Raw genomic sequence first — 17,111 nt, 5'->3', positions numbered from 1 at the left:
GACATTAGTTTAACAGTATTTTAACTTCGACGTGCGCAATAGCTTTTATGGTAGTAGCACTATGTCCTCAGGGAATCGTATTCAATTGCTTGACACTGTCACAATTAATCAAATAGCAGCTGGAGAAGTAATTGAAAGTGCTGTTTCTGTTGTTAAGGAGTTGGTAGAAAATTCTTTAGATGCAAAAGCTGATGAAATTGATATTGAAACTTTAGGAAGTGGACAAGGACGTATTGTTGTTAAAGATAATGGTTGTGGAATGGATCCCGAGGATATTCCTTGGGCTATTCGTCGTCATGCCACTTCAAAGATAGCTGCATTTTCCGATATTTTTTCTCTATTGAGCTTTGGTTTTCGTGGAGAGGCCCTTTCTGCAATTGCAGCGGTTGCTAAAATGGAAATTCTTTCTTGTTCTGGTTCTGGAAGAGGATCGCGTACTGTTGTTCGTGGAGGAGAGATTCTGACGTCTGAGAGTTCCCCTAGGCAACGAGGCACCACAATTACAGTAGATTCTTTGTTTTACAATGTTCCTGTACGTCGTGGTTTTCAGAAGAGCCCTCAGGCTGATCATTTAGCTATACGTAGGCTTTTAGAGAATCGAATCTTATCTATGGAAGGAGTAGGTTGGTCCTGGATTAGTGAAAAGCAACAGGAATTTTATATTCATAAACATTGGGAATTCTCTGAACGTGTTGCTTTTGTTATGGGTGATAGTTTTATGCGATCTGCCCTAGATGTAGACAAGCGTTCTGGCTCCTTACGTATTTCTGGATTTTTAGGGCTTCCTGATTTTCATCGTCCCACGCGTCAAGGGCAAAGGGTTTTTATTAATGATCGTCCCGTAGACTCTATTTTCATATCTAAGAAGGTTGGTGAGGCTTATACCCTACTTCTCCCTCCTCAAAGATATCCTGTGTTTGTTTTAAAGCTGTATCTTCCTTCCCATTGGTGTGATTTTAATGTTCATCCTCAGAAAACAGAAGTACGTCTCCTAAAAGAAGATAGTGTAGGAGAGTTTATTTTAGAGTCAATTAGAGATGCCTTAGCCAGATCACAAGGAAACTCTATTTGTTCCTCTCATTCTGTCCCTACTTTCCCAGAAACTAATCAGAAACAAGAGTTGCGCTTTGTTGAAGATATACGGAATGTGTCGTTACCACAAAATGCTTTTGTAAATGATTCTATGTTACCTAAGTCTCCTATGCTTCTTCCTACACAGGAAAGGCAAATACATATGCCGTGGGGAAGAGAAGAATCTTCGGTAAGGTTTCTTACTTCTTTAGGTAAAGTGATCCTTGCAGAAGATTATGAAGGAGTACATGTAGTCTTTGTAAATGCTGTTAGGAAGCATTTATTTTACCTTTCCTTATTGGGTGAACAGGATTGTACATATGAAACACAGAGTTTTTTAATTCCTATATGTTTAGAAGTAACTTCTCAAGAAGGAGCTTTTCTTGTTTCTCATATGGAGGAATTGAAGCGCTTAGGTATAGGAATCTCTCAAATGGGCCCTTCCTTATTCTTCATTGACAGTGCCCCCACGTTGATATGTGATGAAGAATTAAAGACATGGTTACTTTATTTGTCTGCTGAAGGAAAGAAAAAAATCGATAAGACAACCATCTCACTTTTAATTAAAGAAACCCTGGCTCAAACAATGTTTTGTAAGTCCAGGCCAGAGTTCGATGTTTCTTGGTTATCTTTTTTTTGGGAGCTAGGGAAGCCAGAAAGGGCATTTGATGGTTCGCTAATGCGTCGGTTAATTGTAGACGAGGATTTCATTAAGGAGAGAGGATGATGTTTCAAGAACGAATTCGGAAGGCACAGGCTACACTGTCTTGCTATTCTGTAGATGCACTCATTGTAGAAAGAAACGAAGATATTGCTTATTTTCTTGATGATCAGGCAAATACGGGCACCCTTCTAATTGGACGAGATGAGGTTGTATTTTTTATTTACCGCATGGATAAAGATATCTATGCAAATGTTCAAGGTGCTACGTTAATCTTTTGTGACGGAGATACAACTGCTCGTCTCATTTCTTATCTCAAAGGGACGACATATCATACTATAGGATTCGATAGTCTTCATACTTCGTATCATAAATATGTAGAGAGACAAAAAGCGTCTTCTTCCTTCTCTTGGAAGCCTCTTGCCTTATTTTCTGAAAAATTGCGTAGTCGTAAGTCGGATGATGAAATAGAAAAAATGCGTCTAGCTGCCGCCTTAGGGGCAGAAGGATATGACTTTGTGCTTTCTATTTTACAGGAGGGGATTTCAGAGAAAGAGGTTGTTCGTTTGTTGCGCATATTTTGGGCAAAAGCTGGCGCCGAAGGCCTTGCTTTTTCTCCGATTATTGCTTTTGGGGAACATGCGGCATTTCCCCATGCTGTGCCAACAGAACGTACTTTACGCAAAGGCGATATAGTGCTCATTGATATTGGTGTTTTATATCAAGGTTATTGTTCTGATATGTCACGCACAGTGGCATGGGGACTGCCAGACCCTTGCTTAGTAGAAAGTTATTCTGTTGTGGTTGAAGCTCAAAAAGCAGCCATACAGCTATGTCAAGAAGGTTCTCGTTGTGTAGATGTTCATGAGGCAGCTGTCCGTGTATTAAAAGATGCTGGTTTGGAACAGTATTTTTGCCACGGTGTTGGTCATGGTGTGGGTAGAAATATTCATGAGTATCCCACTCTATCTTCCAAGGGGGGTGAATCTACTTTAGAGACAGGAATGACAGTTACCGTGGAGCCTGGAGTGTATTTCCCTGGTATAGGAGGCATACGAATAGAGGATACAGTGCTTATAGATGGTAAAAAGAATTTTAACTTAACCAATCGGCCAGTATCTAATGAGCTTATTTATTTATAAAAGCACTTATTTTGAATTTAGTTTTTTTATTGTTAAACATTTTTTCTTTTAGTTTGTATAAATTGATTTTTTTTCACCATTTGGATATCTTATAACTTTATTTTTATTTGTTCCTACTATGCACCAGCTTTTTTCAATAGGATATAGCCTTATAAGTATTATAGCCTTTTTTTTAATGGTGTGGGGCTCTCCTCGTTTCTTGGAAAGCATATACAGCCTTTCTTTGCAATACGATGAAACTAAGAACGCGCGTGCTATGTTCCCCAAATCTCGAGATATTACCTCAGGAATTTGGGTGTTAGATTTTCCTGATCTCCAAGAGAAATTACCTGATCTTAGACAGGAAGTTATTTTTTTAGGCAGTAATAATCGTCCCGATGCTTTCGGAGGGAAGTTTTTTCTAGAACTAGCATCCTCAAAAGATCGTTATGTAGCCTGTGCGAATGAAAAAGTCTATTTGCAGGCCCTTCCCCCTGATCAGGGAGGGGGATTTATTTTTAGCCCTAAGGGGCAGCCCACAGATTTATGGCTAGAGTGCCGCCCTTTGAATGCGGATAACCGTATAGAAGTAAAAGTACGGTTGCTAGGAGTGAATAAAGAAATGATAGTCCTCCCCAAAGAGAGGGAGACACTACTTTTATCTACCCTATCTCGGGGATTAGAATCTTGGGAGATAGGCGGAATCCGTGTGGATGCAAGCTTTCCTGTAAAGCAGAAGATGCGTCGTGTCGGAGTAGATAAGTTTTTATTGATGCACGGTGGTGCTGCTTATGCGGATATAGCAAATAAGGAGAGGGTAGATTTTGTTTCCTTGTCCAATGAAAATTATAGTCGTTATCTTGCTGTAGGGGATATTTTACTTTGGGACGGGAATTGCTGGCAGACATGCGGAGCATTTCAAGGAGATAGCTCTCAAGTGCCCCTGCTAGAAGTAAAAAAGGTTGATGAGAAGACGATGCTGATCGAGATTTGGAATGTAGGAGGAACAGCACATCAAGCCTTTAATTTAGTTAAAATAGCTAGTTCCCCCATGGAAATAGCAGAGATTCTTAAGGAATTTGAGTTTGTAGGAATGCGTTCCTGGTCCCGTCCCATTATACATGCTAATGGCCAGAGATTGATTCTTTCTCCTGATGATTGGGTGATTCATTCAGACACAGGATGGGAAAAGATTGTGAGAAAAGAGCAGCTGGAAGCTTACCTGTCGGGTCGGATTTATGGGCCCCTATTGATTTTTGATAAGTTAGAGAAAGACTCAAGAGGGTTCGTATTTCGAGCTCATATGTTTAATGCACAAAGGACTTTGGTTGAGACAGTGACTTTGCCATTGAAGCAAGGTTTTGATTGTGTAGCTGGTACAGGAGCAAAAGAAGAAGTATCTCTGACGAAACCATTATTATCTAATGGTGAGGGAACAAATCGTAATGGAGGGGCATAGATGCGCTTATTTCGGAGTCCTTTAGTTTATCTTTTGGGATTGTCAGGGGGGATGTTTTGGTGTCCCTTCGGTATCGCATTGACCATTTCTGAGAAAGTGGCTTCTCTTGAGTCTTTAGATGGCTGCTCTGATAAAATAGCGGGATTAGCTTCGTTTAACGTAAGTATGAAGGAATTGAATTTACGTTTGCAGGGCCTGTATGAAGAAGGAACTGCTCTACGTGCTGCAGGATGTGATGACGAAGAGAAATGGCAAACATTACGACAACAGATTAAACAGGTAAAAGAACAAATTCAGGAAATAGAAACTCTATGGGCTGCAGAGATTCGAGAAAGAGGAAATAATCCCGAAGATTATGCGCTATGGCACCACCCTGAGGCAACTATTTATAATTTAGTTGCTGATTATGGAGAAGATAACGTTATATATCTTGTTCCTCAAGATATCGGGATGATTAAAATTTCCGCACTTTCTCGATTTACCATCCCTAAAGAGGGATTTCAGGAGTGCCTAGAACAATTGTTATCACGACTCGGTATAGGCATTCGTAAAGTCGGCCCCTGGATCAAAGAACTGTACACCACACGTAAGGAAGGATACGGAGTTGTCGGTGTTTTTTCCTCTAGAAAAGATTTGGATTCACTTCCTCCTACGTCACATATTGGCTATGTGATTACCTCGAAGAATATTGATGTTCATGCTGATCAACATATTTTAAAGAAATGTATAAATACAGATACGGTACAAATAGATATTTTTGGGGGGAAATTATGGATTTTCGGCCCCGTCGGTGAGATTAGCGAACTACTTAAAATTTATGAGTTTGTTCAGTCAGATAGTGCTCGTCAGGAATATCGTATCGTTCCTCTAGTTAAGATAGATGCTGCGGAAATGATTTCTATTCTTAAGGCAGCGTTTAGAGAGGATATGGTTCAAGAAAACGATAAGGATAATCATAGTGGTGGCTTGAAAGTAGTTCCCCTACAGTACCACGGGAGATCACTATTTCTAAGTGGAACAGCAGCTTTAGTACATCAAGCAATCGATTTAATTAGAGATCTGGAAGAAAGTATAGAGAATCCTACGGATAAGACTGTATTTTGGTACAACGTAAAGCATTCTGATCCTCAAGAGCTAGCCTCTTTATTATCTCAAGTTCACGATGTTTTTTCAGGAAGGGAGGGGAACTCTGCTCTATCAGATTCTACAGTTATAGGAGATTCTAAAACTTCTGCGCATATTGATACCTCAACAGGGATGACAGCTAAAGAAGGCTCCATTAAATACGGTAACTTCATTGCAGATTCGAAGACCGGAACATTGATTATGGTTGTCGAAAGAGAAGCATTATCTAGGATCAAGATGTTATTAAAGAAACTCGATGTTCCTAAAAAGATGGTTCGCATAGAAGTGTTGTTATTTGAAAGGAAACTTTCAAATCAGCATAAGTCAGGGCTTAATCTTCTACGGCTTGGTGAAGAAGTCTGTAAGAAGACAGTTTCTTCTGTATCATGGACCAATGCTGGGATTTTAGAGTTTTTATTTAAGGGGAATACCGGTAGTTCGATAGTCCCTAGTTATGATCTAGCATATCAATTTTTAATGGCTCAAGAGGATGTGCGCATTAATGCCAGTCCCTCTGTTATTACTGTAAATCAAACGCCAGCAAAAATTGCTATTGTTGAAGAGATGTCCATAGCAGTTGCTACAGAGAATGGAAAAATTCAATATAACCGCGCACAATACGGTATTATGATTAAGATGCTCCCCGTTATTAATATTGGAGAAGAAGATGGGAAGAATTATATCTCCTTAGAAACGGATATTACTTTCGATACCACAGGAAAAGCACCGGGAGATAATCCTAATGTTACACGGAGAAATATCACGAATAAAGTTCGTATAGCTGATGGGGAGACAGTAATTATTGGAGGATTGCGCTGTAAACATGTTTCCGACTCACAAGATAGTATCCCTTTCCTTGGAGAAATTCCTGGAATAGGAAAATTATTTGGGATGAATGCAACCTCGGATAGTCAAACAGAAATGTTTGTATTTATCACACCAAAGATATTGGAAAATCCCGTTGAACAACAAGAACGACATGAAGAGGCTATTCTGGCATCACGTCCGGGAGAAATTGATGAATTTCGTCAGGCATTGTTTGCGAGTGAAGAAGCTGCAAAAGCAGCGTATAAAAAATTAGATTTGATTTCTGCTGTTGATTTGCCTGCATCTCGATTAGAGGGCTGCGAATATGATGGGCGATAAACCTCAGTTATCTTCAGAACTTCTCGACCAACTTCCCTATAGTTTTTTAAAGAAACACTACCTATTGCCTTGGGAAGAACACGAGGATCATGTTGTGATAGCTCACACTAAAGAAACTTCTTTAATGGCAAAAGACGAGGTACAGCTATTAATCAAGAAACCCGTAGTTTTTATCCTTAAAGATGAAAGTAGCATACTACATCGTCTACAAAAGATATATTCTGATCTCGATGGGAAAGCTTCTGATATGTTGCTTGCCATGCCGGCAGAGGCAGGGGCCCCTCCAGAGGAAGAAGATCTTTTAGAAAATACGGACGCCGTTCCTGTTGTACGCTTCTTAAATTTAATTTTAAAAGAAGCGATTGAAGAACGCGCATCAGATATTCATTTTGAACCTTTGGAAGATACTCTACGCATACGATACCGTATTGATGGTGTTCTTCATGATCGTTTATCTCCTCCTGCGCATCTGCGCTCCTCATTAATTATGCGCATTAAAGTTCTGGCAAAGATGGATATTGCCGAACATCGTCTTCCTCAAGATGGAAGAATAAAAATTCAAATAGGTGGTCAAGAAATTGATATGCGAGTGAGCACGGTTCCAGTGATTTATGGAGAACGTGTTGTCCTTAGAATTTTAGATAAGAGAAACGTAATTTTAGATATTTCAGGGTTGCAAATGCCCGAGAGTCTTGAGGATTCTTTTAAACAAGTTATTTCTGCTCCTGAAGGTATGTTCTTGGTCACTGGACCAACAGGAAGCGGGAAAACAACTACACTATATAGTGTGATTCAACACTTATCGGGGCCCTTTACTAATATCATGACGATAGAAGATCCTCCGGAGTATAAGTTAGCGAAAATTGCGCAGATAGCTGTCAAACCTAAAATTGGTTTATCTTTTGCTTGTGGTCTGCGTCATTTATTACGGCAAGATCCTGACGTACTTATGGTTGGAGAAATTCGTGATCAAGAAACTGCGGGAATTGCTACTCAAGCTGCTCTCACAGGACACCTCGTTATTAGTACTTTACATACCAATGATGCAATTTCAGCTATTCCTCGCCTCTTAGATATGGGGGTGGAGTCCTATCTACTTTCAGCAACACTTGTTGGTGTGATAGCTCAGAGGTTAGTTAGGAAAATCTGCCATCACTGTAGAGAACAGTATGATGCAGATGAACAGGAACGAATGTTCTTACAAACCATGGGGAAGGATGCTCAGACAATATTATATCGTGGTCGGGGATGTTCTCAATGTTTTCATTCAGGGTATAAGGGGCGGAGAGGTATTTATGAACTTTTACGTCCTGATGCTGTTTTATGTTCTGAAATAGCTAAAAATAGCCCCTATCATATTTTGAAGACATGTGCCGAAGCTCAGGGGTTTTGTTCACTATTAGAACATGGCTTGTCCTTAGTTTTGGCAGGAGAAACAACACTAACCGAAGTCCTTCGTGTTACCAAACGGTATGATTAGGGAGAGGAAGCCATGACGCGGTATCGTTACACCTACCTAAATGAAAAGGAAAAAAAAACAGGGGTGGATAGAAGCTCTTCATATTCGTGAGGCTAGAGAAAAATTAGCTCAGAAAAAAGTACAATTACTCACTATATGTGAAGTTCAGCCAAAGACAATACGGATAAAGACGAGTGAACTTATTATTTTCTCTAGACAACTATCTCTTTTGTTGCGTTCAGGATTGCCTCTGTACGAAAGCTTAGTATCTTTAAGAGATCAATATCAAGGACAAAAGATATCGGGATTACTAACAGCATTGATGGAAGTTTTGCGTTCGGGAGGATCGTTGTCTCAGGCTATGACAGCATATCCTCATATTTTTGATGATTTTTATCGTAATGCCATCCTTGCTGGAGAAAGTGTAGGGAATTTAGAGGGGTGTTTGCAAAATATTATCGCTGTTTTAGAAGAACGCGAGCAAATAAGGAAAAAATTTATAGCAGCACTGAGTTATCCAGTTGTCTTGTTAATATTTTCATTTGCTGTGATTCTTTTTTTCCTAACAGGAGTCGTCCCATCTCTTAAGGAAACTTTTGAAAGTATAGAACTCAATACATTGACTTCTTTAGTTTTTAGATTAAGTGATTTTGTATGTCAGAACAAGTTCTCTTTATTAGGAGGTCTTGGGGCTATCTCAGTCAGTTTGGGGATCCTGTGGCGAAAGCCTTTTTGGAAACAACAGTTGGAAAATATGGTGTTTGCTGCCCCCTGGCTGAGAAGATTTTTTGTTAAGGTAGGTTTTTGCAGGTTTTGTTCTGTAGTATCCGTAATTCTTCGTGGAGGGGGAACTCTCATTGAAGGATTAGAGCTAGGATGTGGTGCTGTACCCTATACTAATTTGCGTAATGATTTAAAGAAGGTGATTCATGCTATTATTGAAGGAAGTGCACTAAGTGAAGAATTAACAAAATGCTCTTGGGTGCCGAAGCTAGCTTTGGGAATGATTGTTCTGGGTGAGGAGTCAGGAGATCTAGCTGATGTTTTAGGACATATAGCACGTATTTATAATGAGGATATTCAAAAGACGTTGGCATGGATAACGACATGGTGCCAACCGATAATTCTTGTTCTATTGGGAGGGGTTATTGGAATTATCATGTTGGCAATACTGATCCCTCTCACAAGTAATATTCAAGTTTTATAAAGCATAAAAGGGGAAAAAATAATGAATAAATATAAACGTAAACAATCCATTACTTTAATTGAAATGATGGTAGTCATTAGTTTAATTGGCATTGTTGGTGGAGCTTTGGCCTTTAATATGCGAGGTAGTATTCAAAAGGGTAAGGCTTTCCAGTCAGAACAAAACTGCGCGAAAATTTATGACATTTTAATGATGGAATATGCCACGGGTAGTCTTTCTCTCAACGAGATTGTCGATCGTAAAGAATCAGTACTTGAAGGAGCTGCATGGTGCAAGGAGGGTAGGAAATTATTAAAAGATGCCTGGGGAGAAGATATCATAGTTCAAGTCAATGAAACAGGTGATGATCTGATTGTTTTTTCTCCCAAAGCACAGGGAATGAATAAAAAAGGATAGCGTGTTGCTATGCGTAAACAACAACATAAACGGAGTTTTTTACTTGTAGAAGTTTTAACTGCGCTATCCCTTATTTGTATAGTACTCACGCCATGTATTCGATTTTATTACGGTATTCATAGATCGATTGAAGATGAAATTATAAGCTTACAGCTCCCCGCAGTGATTGATAATTGCTTTTTTGCTATTGAAGATGCTATGCGCGAGCAAATGTTGAATGGGATATTCCCTTCATCAGGTTCTGGAGAACTCACTTGTACAATTGCTACATCTCAGGGAAAAAGTTTACAGGTTCCCTACACATATTCTATAGATATTCGCAAAGGAATGCGAGGAGACTCTTGTATAAAGGCATGTTTTGCAGATGTCCTAGTTGAAGTTTTCCCTAATCATAGACACACTATGTTAATACAGAGAAGCTTATGCGTGATTCTCTAGTTTCTTTGTATAAACGAAAGAAAAGATCTTTTTTGTTAGTAGAAGTTCTTGTTTCGTTTACGCTATTTTTGCTGATTTTTTGTGCTTTAGGGTTCTGGCAAAGACATTTATTGATTTCTAGCAGGCGTAATGAGCGATTATATAAAAGTTTTTTACAAGAAAATATTGCTTATAAAAAATTAAGAGAACTTTTTCGATTTACTTCACAGTTTGAATCTCTGTCTTCCGATACTTTATGTTCTGTTATTTTTGATCGCGGGGTGTACTCAGATCCTGAGCTTGCTGGAGAAGTGGCGGGTTTTTTATGCTATAACACACATCGTAAGCAGCTTGAGCTCAGTATACGTAGTTTGAAAAATCAACATAAAATGGAAACTTTTGTACTTTTAGACCACGTTTCTCGGGTATGTTGTATACCTTTTTCCCGAGATGCTGAGAATAACGACCTACCCAATAGAGTTACGCTACATATTTATAGGAATTCTCCAAACCTTTGTCAGGAGCGTTTATTAGTTTATCAATTTAATTTGGGTAAGTAGGTATGCAATCGTATGTTTTTACTCTACTATGTTTGACATTCCTGGTGTCCATAACATCCTTTGATGCGATGAATGCACGTAAACGTTGCACATGTACTCGGATTATGGAAAGTGATGAAAATTTTCTTACTGCACAACGTTCTGCTTGTGCAGAAGTAGAGTATCAAGAAAAAACAAAAAAATTGCCTCAGTAGAAAAGATTTCTAAAGAAGTAGATAGTACTGTTCCAAAAAAAATTGCTAAAGTAGCTACTAAGAGAAGACGGAAATATCGTCTTTTAAATGTACCTTTTTCTCGGCCGCCTAATAATTCTCGGTTTAATCTTTGTGCCTTGTTGCAAGAAAACCCTGAAAATTATCAAGATCCTGCTTCATGGCACTCCATATTTATACGCTTACTGAGACGTGTGTATGTAGATACAGGCTGTGTTCCTCAGGGATCCGAGTATGTAATTACAGAGGCCCTGTTAAATAAAAAAGAAGACATCATGCAGGGAGGGAAAAAGTTCGGAGCTGATGTCATCGAGACACTTACTTTACCCACTCATGAAGCTAAGATTCTTTATACTATGCTGCAAGGATCAAAAAATGTACAACCGCTGCTAAATTTCCTGCATTACGAAGAAAAATCCCAGGGATATTACAAGTTAAATTTAGTATTTATGGATCCCATATTTTTAGAAGCAGTTATTGATCATCCTGAGGCTTATAAAGAACTTGAGTCCCTACGCGGAGGTGTTTGGGAAAGTGTTCGGCGACAAGAACAATCTATTCAGGAACACGGGGAAGCCGCAGCTTTAGAGCTTTTCAAAACGCGAACGGATTTCCGTATGGAATTAAGAGATAAAACACAAATCCTTCTTTCTCAGTATGATCTGCTTCCTCTCTTGAATAAACGGATTTTTGATTATACCTTAGGAAATGCGGGAGATTATATTTATCTTATTCATCCTGAAACAGGCATTGTTTCTCGATGTCGTTGTTGCTCAAAGACTAACAAATTATAATTAGATTTTTTTTATTTATTTTTAAATAATTTTTTTGATAGTTATGATCTTATAAGTTTTTTAATAATAAAAAATAATTTTTAAGGGTAACGCCATGGCAGATGAGACACCAAAAGAAAACTCCTCAAAAGAGTCGCCATCTCAGTTTGAGTCTTTGAAGCATAAGGTGAAGGATTTTCATGCGAATCCTAAAGTAGGTAGGATGAAAAAGTTCTTGTCTCAGCATTCTCGCGAAGTCATTAGTGGGGGGCTGGTTGTATTTGGAATTATCTCCGATTTTATTTCTTGGGCTGGTGGTTTATTTGTAGCCTGTGGTGTTGTCTTAGGATTTTATTCTGAAATTCGTTTAGTATTGAAAAATTTACAAAGTTACTACGCAAAAAATGGCACAGCTAAAAATGCAATCCTTTGCGGTTTACTGTTGTTTTTCCTACTGAATATGTTCCCATTCACTCTTTCGTTTTTAGTTCTTTGTGTAATCCTTGTCCTACTAGTAGATGGTAAGGAAAAAGATGATTCATCTCAAAAGCCATTATAATAATAAGTTCTACATTAGAACCCATTTCTGAAAATTGCTTCTGCAGTACTTATAATACGAGATTAGAGGACTTGAGGGGGATGGGCTCCTAACAGCATAATGGGAGTTTCTTTAAACCATGCCAGGGTGAAATAATCGATTTGTTTCACTATGAACCACCATGCTAGGGTTAAAAATAGTAGTCCCATGAAGGCTTTAAGTGCCGAAAGAAGATAGATAACCTGTACTTGAGGAGCCATCCTATTAATAATCCCTAAGAACAAATCAGACATTAGCATAGCGACAGCAGCAGGAGCACTTAGCTGAATTGTCATTATGAGACATAATTGGCACATTTTGAGTATGGCTGTCCAAAAAGATGATTGCAATGACATCATTTCCATAGGGAGAAACTGATGAATAGGGAGAACTTCTAAAGATTGCAGTAGTATAGATAGAATGATTCTATGACCACCAGACAACCAAAAAACTATAGTTACAAAATAGTGATAAAATATCCCATGAGGAGAGGTTTGTTCAATAGAAATGAGGGAGGTTGCTCCTTCTAGTCCTTGTATCCCTTGTTGGTTAGTAATGAAGGATCCGGCTGATTGAGCGGCGTAAAAAGGAAAGGATAGAATAAATCCTATAAATACGCCTATGCATAACTCTTTAATAAGTAAGAAATAGAAAATATCATCATTCAAATAATTATTAATTTGAGTTGCCATCAGGATTTTAGGGAAAATGATAGCCATCCATGAAAATCCGATACCAATTTTAATAGGTGCAGGGAACAATTTAGCCCCAAGGAAAGGTACAATAGCAAATATAGGAAGCAAGCGAGCAAAAAGGAGCAAGAAAACACTCCATACATATGCTGGTGGCTTTTGAAAAATATAGTCCAGATATGTAGAACCGAAAACAGAAACAAGCTCTGGTAAAGAGATTGCCATGACGGTTTATTTCCACTTATAAAAGTTTTGGAAGATTTGCGAAGCAAAATGATAAATCATATTACTTAACCATCCCCCAGAGATCATCAATGTTCCAAAAATAACTACTAATTTAATAGCAAAAGCAAACGTTTGTTCTTGAATTTGAGTGGCTGCTTGGAAAATAGCTACCATAATTCCTACAATAGAAGCCAAAATGATAGGAGGAGCTGAAATTATTAAAATAAGGAGTAATGATTGATAAGAATACTCAAAAAGCATGGATTTGAAGCTAGTAGCAAACGTAATCACGGCATACCCTTATTTAAAGCTAATCATGAGACCTTGAAGTAGCAATGTCCATCCATCAACCATCACAACAAGAAGAAGTTTCAATGGTAGCGAAATCGATAAGGGGGAAAGCATCATCATTTGCATAGCTACCAAAACGTTAGCAGTAACCAAATCGATCACAAAAAACGGTAGGTAAATGAGAACACCTATTTCAAAAGCATTTTTAATCTGCCCCATAATAAAAGCAGGAATAACAATCACGAAATCCGAAATCGTCATATGTTCCCGAATTTCTTTAGGGAAAGTTTTTTGAGAAATTTTGAAAAAACTCTGAATTTGTGATTTTGGTGTGTTACGTATTAAAAAAGATCGCAAAGGCTCTTTAGACTTATTTAATGCTACGAAAACAGTCTCTGCTCCCTCGGCTGAGAATAAATCTCTAGGAATGGTATTAGCTTGAATTTCCTTTCTAGCGTCATTGTACATAGCTACGCCAGTAGGGAACATCACATAAATCGAAAGAATGAGAGCAATGCCATTCAAAACTTGGCTAGGGGGCGTTTGTTGAACACCCAAAGCATTCCTTAATAGAACTAATGTAATAATAATTTTTAGATAAGACGTCAGCAACATCACTAGAAATGGTGATAGTGCTAAGAAAATAAGAATAATTGCTTGAGTAGTCAGATCCGGATAGGTATCAGAAAAACTTCCTGAAGAGAGACGTTCTCGGGGAAGAACATCACTTGCGGTAACTCTTTCACGAAATGAGGGCATGGGTCTGGGTTTTATCTCCTCAGATGCTTGAGGTGCTGTAACCTCCTGAGGCTGAGGAGAAGGACGACAGCGAGAAGGACACTCATAAGGACCCGTATCCGCGGAACACCACGGAGAACTGAAAATCAACACACACAGGAAAGTACGAAAAATGCAACGCATGATGTTCAATATCCCTTATTCTATCTTGTCCTGAGTTTTCTTCATAGGTGCTTCTTGTTTAGATTGCGATGTACCTATAGAAGTTTGTTGGCTTAGTATAGTAGAGAAGGCTTTTTCTAAAGCAGCTAATTGTACGTCTAATTGAGCATTTATAATTCCTGCCTCTGTTTCTATAATGCATCCTCCTGGAGAAACATCAGCTTGTGGAGCAATGATAAGTGTATCAGCATATTCGACAATTTTTTTTAGTTCAGGACGACTTTGCTCGACAATAGATAAATCTTTTGGATTTACATGAATGAGGATTTTTTTATGTTGGGTAAGTTCTTTCAGAGCTTTGATAATAATCGAAACAATAGTATCAGGATGGGTTTCTAGTTCTTTACCAAGGATTTTTTTCACGCTGGCAATAGCTAGAGGAACAAGAGAAGATTTAATTTCGTCACGCAGCTCATGCATTTCTTTTTCAAGGTAGGCAAGCTGTGTATTCCAAGCATCACTACCTTCTTTAAATCCCCGCTTTTCAGCTTCTTGACGCAATTTTTCGCATTCTTGTTTTGTTGCGTTCATGTAAGCTTCGCTATCTTCTTTTGTTTTCACTAGTAGTTCTTGGGCATCAAGAAGAGCAGAAAAGGCCTCTGGAGAAAGGATTTTTTGATTTGGTGCAATTTCATCGTTTTTAAAAATTAAACTAAAAAACTTCATCCATTTAACAGCGTAAAAAAACCCAACAAAATGCCTATTGGGGGACCGCTGCTCCTTTTTTATTGTTTTTATTTTTATCTTTGCTCGACCGACATATTCAAAAATTGAGAAGAACCTCTTAGAATGTAGTCAGAGCATATTCAGATTTTATTGTACTAAGATCTTTATGCATTGTTCCAATTGATTTTTGAAATAGTCACTATGGGGATAACCATAAGATTTTTTTAGTGCCTGCTCAAAAATATATCCTCGGCCAATATCTAACCTACGAAGAAAATACCAGAAAAAAGAAGCATCTTCTTTTGCTAAAGCTAAGGCAAGAAATTCTAATCCTTTCTTATGAATAAACTTGCGAAAATCATCTTCATGATCCCAAGAGGATAGAAAATTCGTTGTTTCTAGATACTTCATAGGATGAGATTGACAATAAGCAAGAAATAACTGTTCTGTATGAGAAAGGATTTTATGGACTCGGTCAATAATTACTTTATCCACAATATTTCTTAATTCTTTAGCAATGGTAAATAAACCTAGACAATTAATTAATGTCATTTTGGTTGCCCCAGAATAGTATAACATAGCATTAAATGGGGAAGGCGGGAGAAAGATTTCCTCAGTAATGCCAGGAGGACGAATTTTTTTACTTAATATATCTAATAGATAAAATGCTCCAAAATTAGAACAACGTTGACTCGCAGGAGAAATCCCAGGGAGCAAAGGTAATAATTCTTGAACTAAAGGTTGGGGAAGCCAAGCAAGTAATTGGCTTTGCATAACATCAGGACATTCTTTCATAGCTACACTAATCCACGATGGATGGATAGTTGCTAACCAACACATGGTAAAGGACAAAGAACTTAAAGGAATATCTTCTGTATGTGTAGGAGCAATTACTAGATTATCTGGCAAAAAATTTGCAAGATCATCTTCTTTAAAGTACTTCATTAAAATATTTAAAGTCCCAAATGTATTTGCTGTCACTAAACATCCTCATTTTCTTCTACATCGGAAGCATTGTCCTTAGCAGGAGGTGTTTCTTCTGTTGCTTCTACAGGCTGATCTTCTTTTTTCTCTTCGGCACCTTCTGTAGTTTGTTTAGTTTTAGTTTCTACAGTTTTAGAATAAGGAGCTGGATCAAAGAAACCTTTTACTCCACCCAAAGAGAGAATGAGTGTATGTGTTTTCCAAATTACCCAAAGGAGACCGCAGGAGATAACAAATAGAGTAAGAAGTAATAGGTAGAAGATTAAACGGAATTTTCCTAGAGAAGATTTTGCTAAGATAATTCCCCATACGGAGACATAGTCAATTTCATCAGATAATCCCCAGGGGCCGTTAATAGTAATATCACTATAAGAAGCTCGATCGCTGATTACCGAGACGTTTTCTGTAGTTAATCCTGGTACTGCGCTTGCAACTAAGCGTTTAATTTTAGAAACCATGATGCTATTAGGATTATCTAAAACACCACGATGCTTAATATAGACCGACGCAGTTAAGGGTTGTTGCTCGTCAGTATCTGTTGCAAAAGAAATCTGCACACTAGCATCTACAATACCATCCATTTTCCTGATGGTAGAAGCCATTTGTTCAGAAAGTCCTTCTTGATAACGAATTTTTTCTTGCATTTCTGAAGGAACAAGACCTTGCTTAGCAAATAAGTCTAGTAAGCTAGTCCCTTTCATTCGTGGGAGACCTGCTTGATTCAAAATAGCTAAAGCTTCAGTGATTTGCGCAGCAGGAACAGAAATGTCCCATAATTGTTCTGAAGATGTTCCTCCTGTAGAAGCTGCAGCTTGAGGTTGTTTTTGAGCAGCGACTCCTTTGCTGACCAGTAAGACAACAATTTCATTTGCGTCTCTTCCAGCAAGTCCATGAACTATTAGAGATCTACTGTTACAGCTAGTGCAGAAAAATAAGGCTAGCACCAAGAATAAGCAAGAAATAGAACGACGAAACATAACCCACGCATACCTTTTTACTCACCATAACAAAAGGGGGGATTAGTGCCAATCGTGAACATCAAACAAGAAATACATTGTTGATTATTAATGACATGAAGTAAGCAAAAAATTTTTTTTATTGTTAATCAA

The 17,111-nt window shown here is 38.2% G+C and carries 15 protein-coding genes and 2 pseudogenes; 11 read left to right on the top strand and 6 right to left on the bottom strand.

Annotated features, from left to right (window positions below; genetic code table 11):
• Window positions 1-61 precede the first annotated feature (61 nt).
• The 11 genes and pseudogenes from mutL (at window position 62) to RT28_RS03470 (ending at window position 12,166) form a co-directional block, all read left to right on the top strand.
• Entirely contained in the window at window positions 62-1,798 is a 1,737-nt protein-coding gene (gene mutL, locus RT28_RS03520) for a DNA mismatch repair endonuclease MutL (protein WP_038500913.1), read from the top strand.
• Window positions 1,798-2,874 (top strand): M24 family metallopeptidase, encoded by a 1,077-nt coding sequence (locus tag RT28_RS03515; RefSeq protein ID WP_038501322.1) that lies wholly within the window; start codon window positions 1,798-1,800, stop codon window positions 2,872-2,874. The genes mutL and RT28_RS03515 overlap by 1 nt, the downstream gene beginning before the upstream one ends.
• Before the next feature lie 118 nt (window positions 2,875-2,992).
• The gene (locus tag RT28_RS03510) at window positions 2,993-4,312 is read left to right on the top strand and encodes a hypothetical protein (RefSeq protein WP_240991505.1); all 1,320 of its coding nucleotides are present in this window, start codon (window positions 2,993-2,995) and stop codon (window positions 4,310-4,312) included.
• Window positions 4,313-6,583 (top strand): secretin N-terminal domain-containing protein, encoded by a 2,271-nt coding sequence (locus tag RT28_RS03505; RefSeq protein ID WP_038500905.1) that lies wholly within the window; start codon window positions 4,313-4,315, stop codon window positions 6,581-6,583. It begins immediately after the preceding gene.
• Window positions 6,570-8,063 (top strand): GspE/PulE family protein, encoded by a 1,494-nt coding sequence (locus RT28_RS03500; RefSeq protein ID WP_420866308.1) that lies wholly within the window; start codon window positions 6,570-6,572, stop codon window positions 8,061-8,063. Before RT28_RS03505 ends, RT28_RS03500 begins: the two co-directional genes overlap by 14 nt.
• A gap of 12 nt (window positions 8,064-8,075) precedes the next feature.
• A pseudogene (locus RT28_RS03495) lies at window positions 8,076-9,249 on the top strand (type II secretion system F family protein).
• Between the two features lie 21 nt (window positions 9,250-9,270).
• The gene (locus tag RT28_RS03490) at window positions 9,271-9,645 is read left to right on the top strand and encodes a type II secretion system protein (protein WP_020355638.1); all 375 of its coding nucleotides are present in this window, start codon (window positions 9,271-9,273) and stop codon (window positions 9,643-9,645) included.
• Window positions 9,646-9,654: 9 nt separating this feature from the next.
• A complete protein-coding gene (locus RT28_RS03485) occupies window positions 9,655-10,083 on the top strand; it encodes a type II secretion system protein (protein WP_020355637.1) in 429 nt (142 codons plus the stop codon).
• Window positions 10,068-10,622 carry a DUF1494 domain-containing protein gene (locus RT28_RS03480; RefSeq protein ID WP_038500902.1) on the top strand — a complete coding sequence of 185 codons (555 nt, stop codon included), beginning with the start codon at window positions 10,068-10,070 and terminating at the stop codon, window positions 10,620-10,622. The genes RT28_RS03485 and RT28_RS03480 overlap by 16 nt, the downstream gene beginning before the upstream one ends.
• A gap of 2 nt (window positions 10,623-10,624) precedes the next feature.
• Window positions 10,625-11,628: pseudogene (locus tag RT28_RS03475) on the top strand (hypothetical protein).
• A 94-nt stretch (window positions 11,629-11,722) separates the two neighbouring features.
• The gene (locus RT28_RS03470; RefSeq protein ID WP_020355634.1) at window positions 11,723-12,166 is read left to right on the top strand and encodes a hypothetical protein; all 444 of its coding nucleotides are present in this window, start codon (window positions 11,723-11,725) and stop codon (window positions 12,164-12,166) included.
• 62 nt (window positions 12,167-12,228) lie between these two features.
• Here the strand turns inward: RT28_RS03470 and RT28_RS03465 are convergent, their stop codons facing one another.
• The 6 genes from RT28_RS03465 to sctJ all read right to left on the bottom strand — a co-directional run bounded on the left by RT28_RS03465 (window position 12,229) and on the right by sctJ (window position 16,979).
• Window positions 12,229-13,101 (bottom strand): EscT/YscT/HrcT family type III secretion system export apparatus protein, encoded by an 873-nt coding sequence (locus tag RT28_RS03465; RefSeq protein WP_020355633.1) that lies wholly within the window; start codon window positions 13,099-13,101, stop codon window positions 12,229-12,231.
• Between the two features lie 6 nt (window positions 13,102-13,107).
• Window positions 13,108-13,392, bottom strand: coding sequence for a type III secretion system export apparatus subunit SctS (gene sctS / locus RT28_RS03460; protein ID WP_035392684.1), 285 nt, complete (start codon window positions 13,390-13,392; stop codon window positions 13,108-13,110).
• Between the two features lie 9 nt (window positions 13,393-13,401).
• Complete coding sequence (gene sctR, locus RT28_RS03455; RefSeq protein WP_081750424.1) at window positions 13,402-14,313, bottom strand: type III secretion system export apparatus subunit SctR; 912 nt, start codon at window positions 14,311-14,313, stop codon at window positions 13,402-13,404.
• Window positions 14,314-14,328: 15 nt separating this feature from the next.
• A complete protein-coding gene (locus RT28_RS03450; RefSeq protein WP_038500899.1) occupies window positions 14,329-15,018 on the bottom strand; it encodes an HrpE/YscL family type III secretion apparatus protein in 690 nt (229 codons plus the stop codon).
• 147 nt (window positions 15,019-15,165) lie between these two features.
• The gene (locus RT28_RS03445) at window positions 15,166-15,999 is read right to left on the bottom strand and encodes a hypothetical protein (protein WP_020355629.1); all 834 of its coding nucleotides are present in this window, start codon (window positions 15,997-15,999) and stop codon (window positions 15,166-15,168) included.
• Window positions 15,999-16,979, bottom strand: a complete 981-nt coding sequence (gene sctJ / locus RT28_RS03440; RefSeq protein ID WP_020355628.1) for a type III secretion system inner membrane ring lipoprotein SctJ — start codon at window positions 16,977-16,979, stop codon at window positions 15,999-16,001. Before sctJ ends, RT28_RS03445 begins: the two co-directional genes overlap by 1 nt.
• Between the last annotated feature and the right edge of the window lie 132 nt (window positions 16,980-17,111).

The organism is Chlamydia avium 10DC88, from assembly GCF_000583875.1.
Lineage (GTDB): Bacteria > Chlamydiota > Chlamydiia > Chlamydiales > Chlamydiaceae > Chlamydia > Chlamydia avium.
This window is presented reverse-complemented; position numbering and strand designations above follow the sequence as displayed.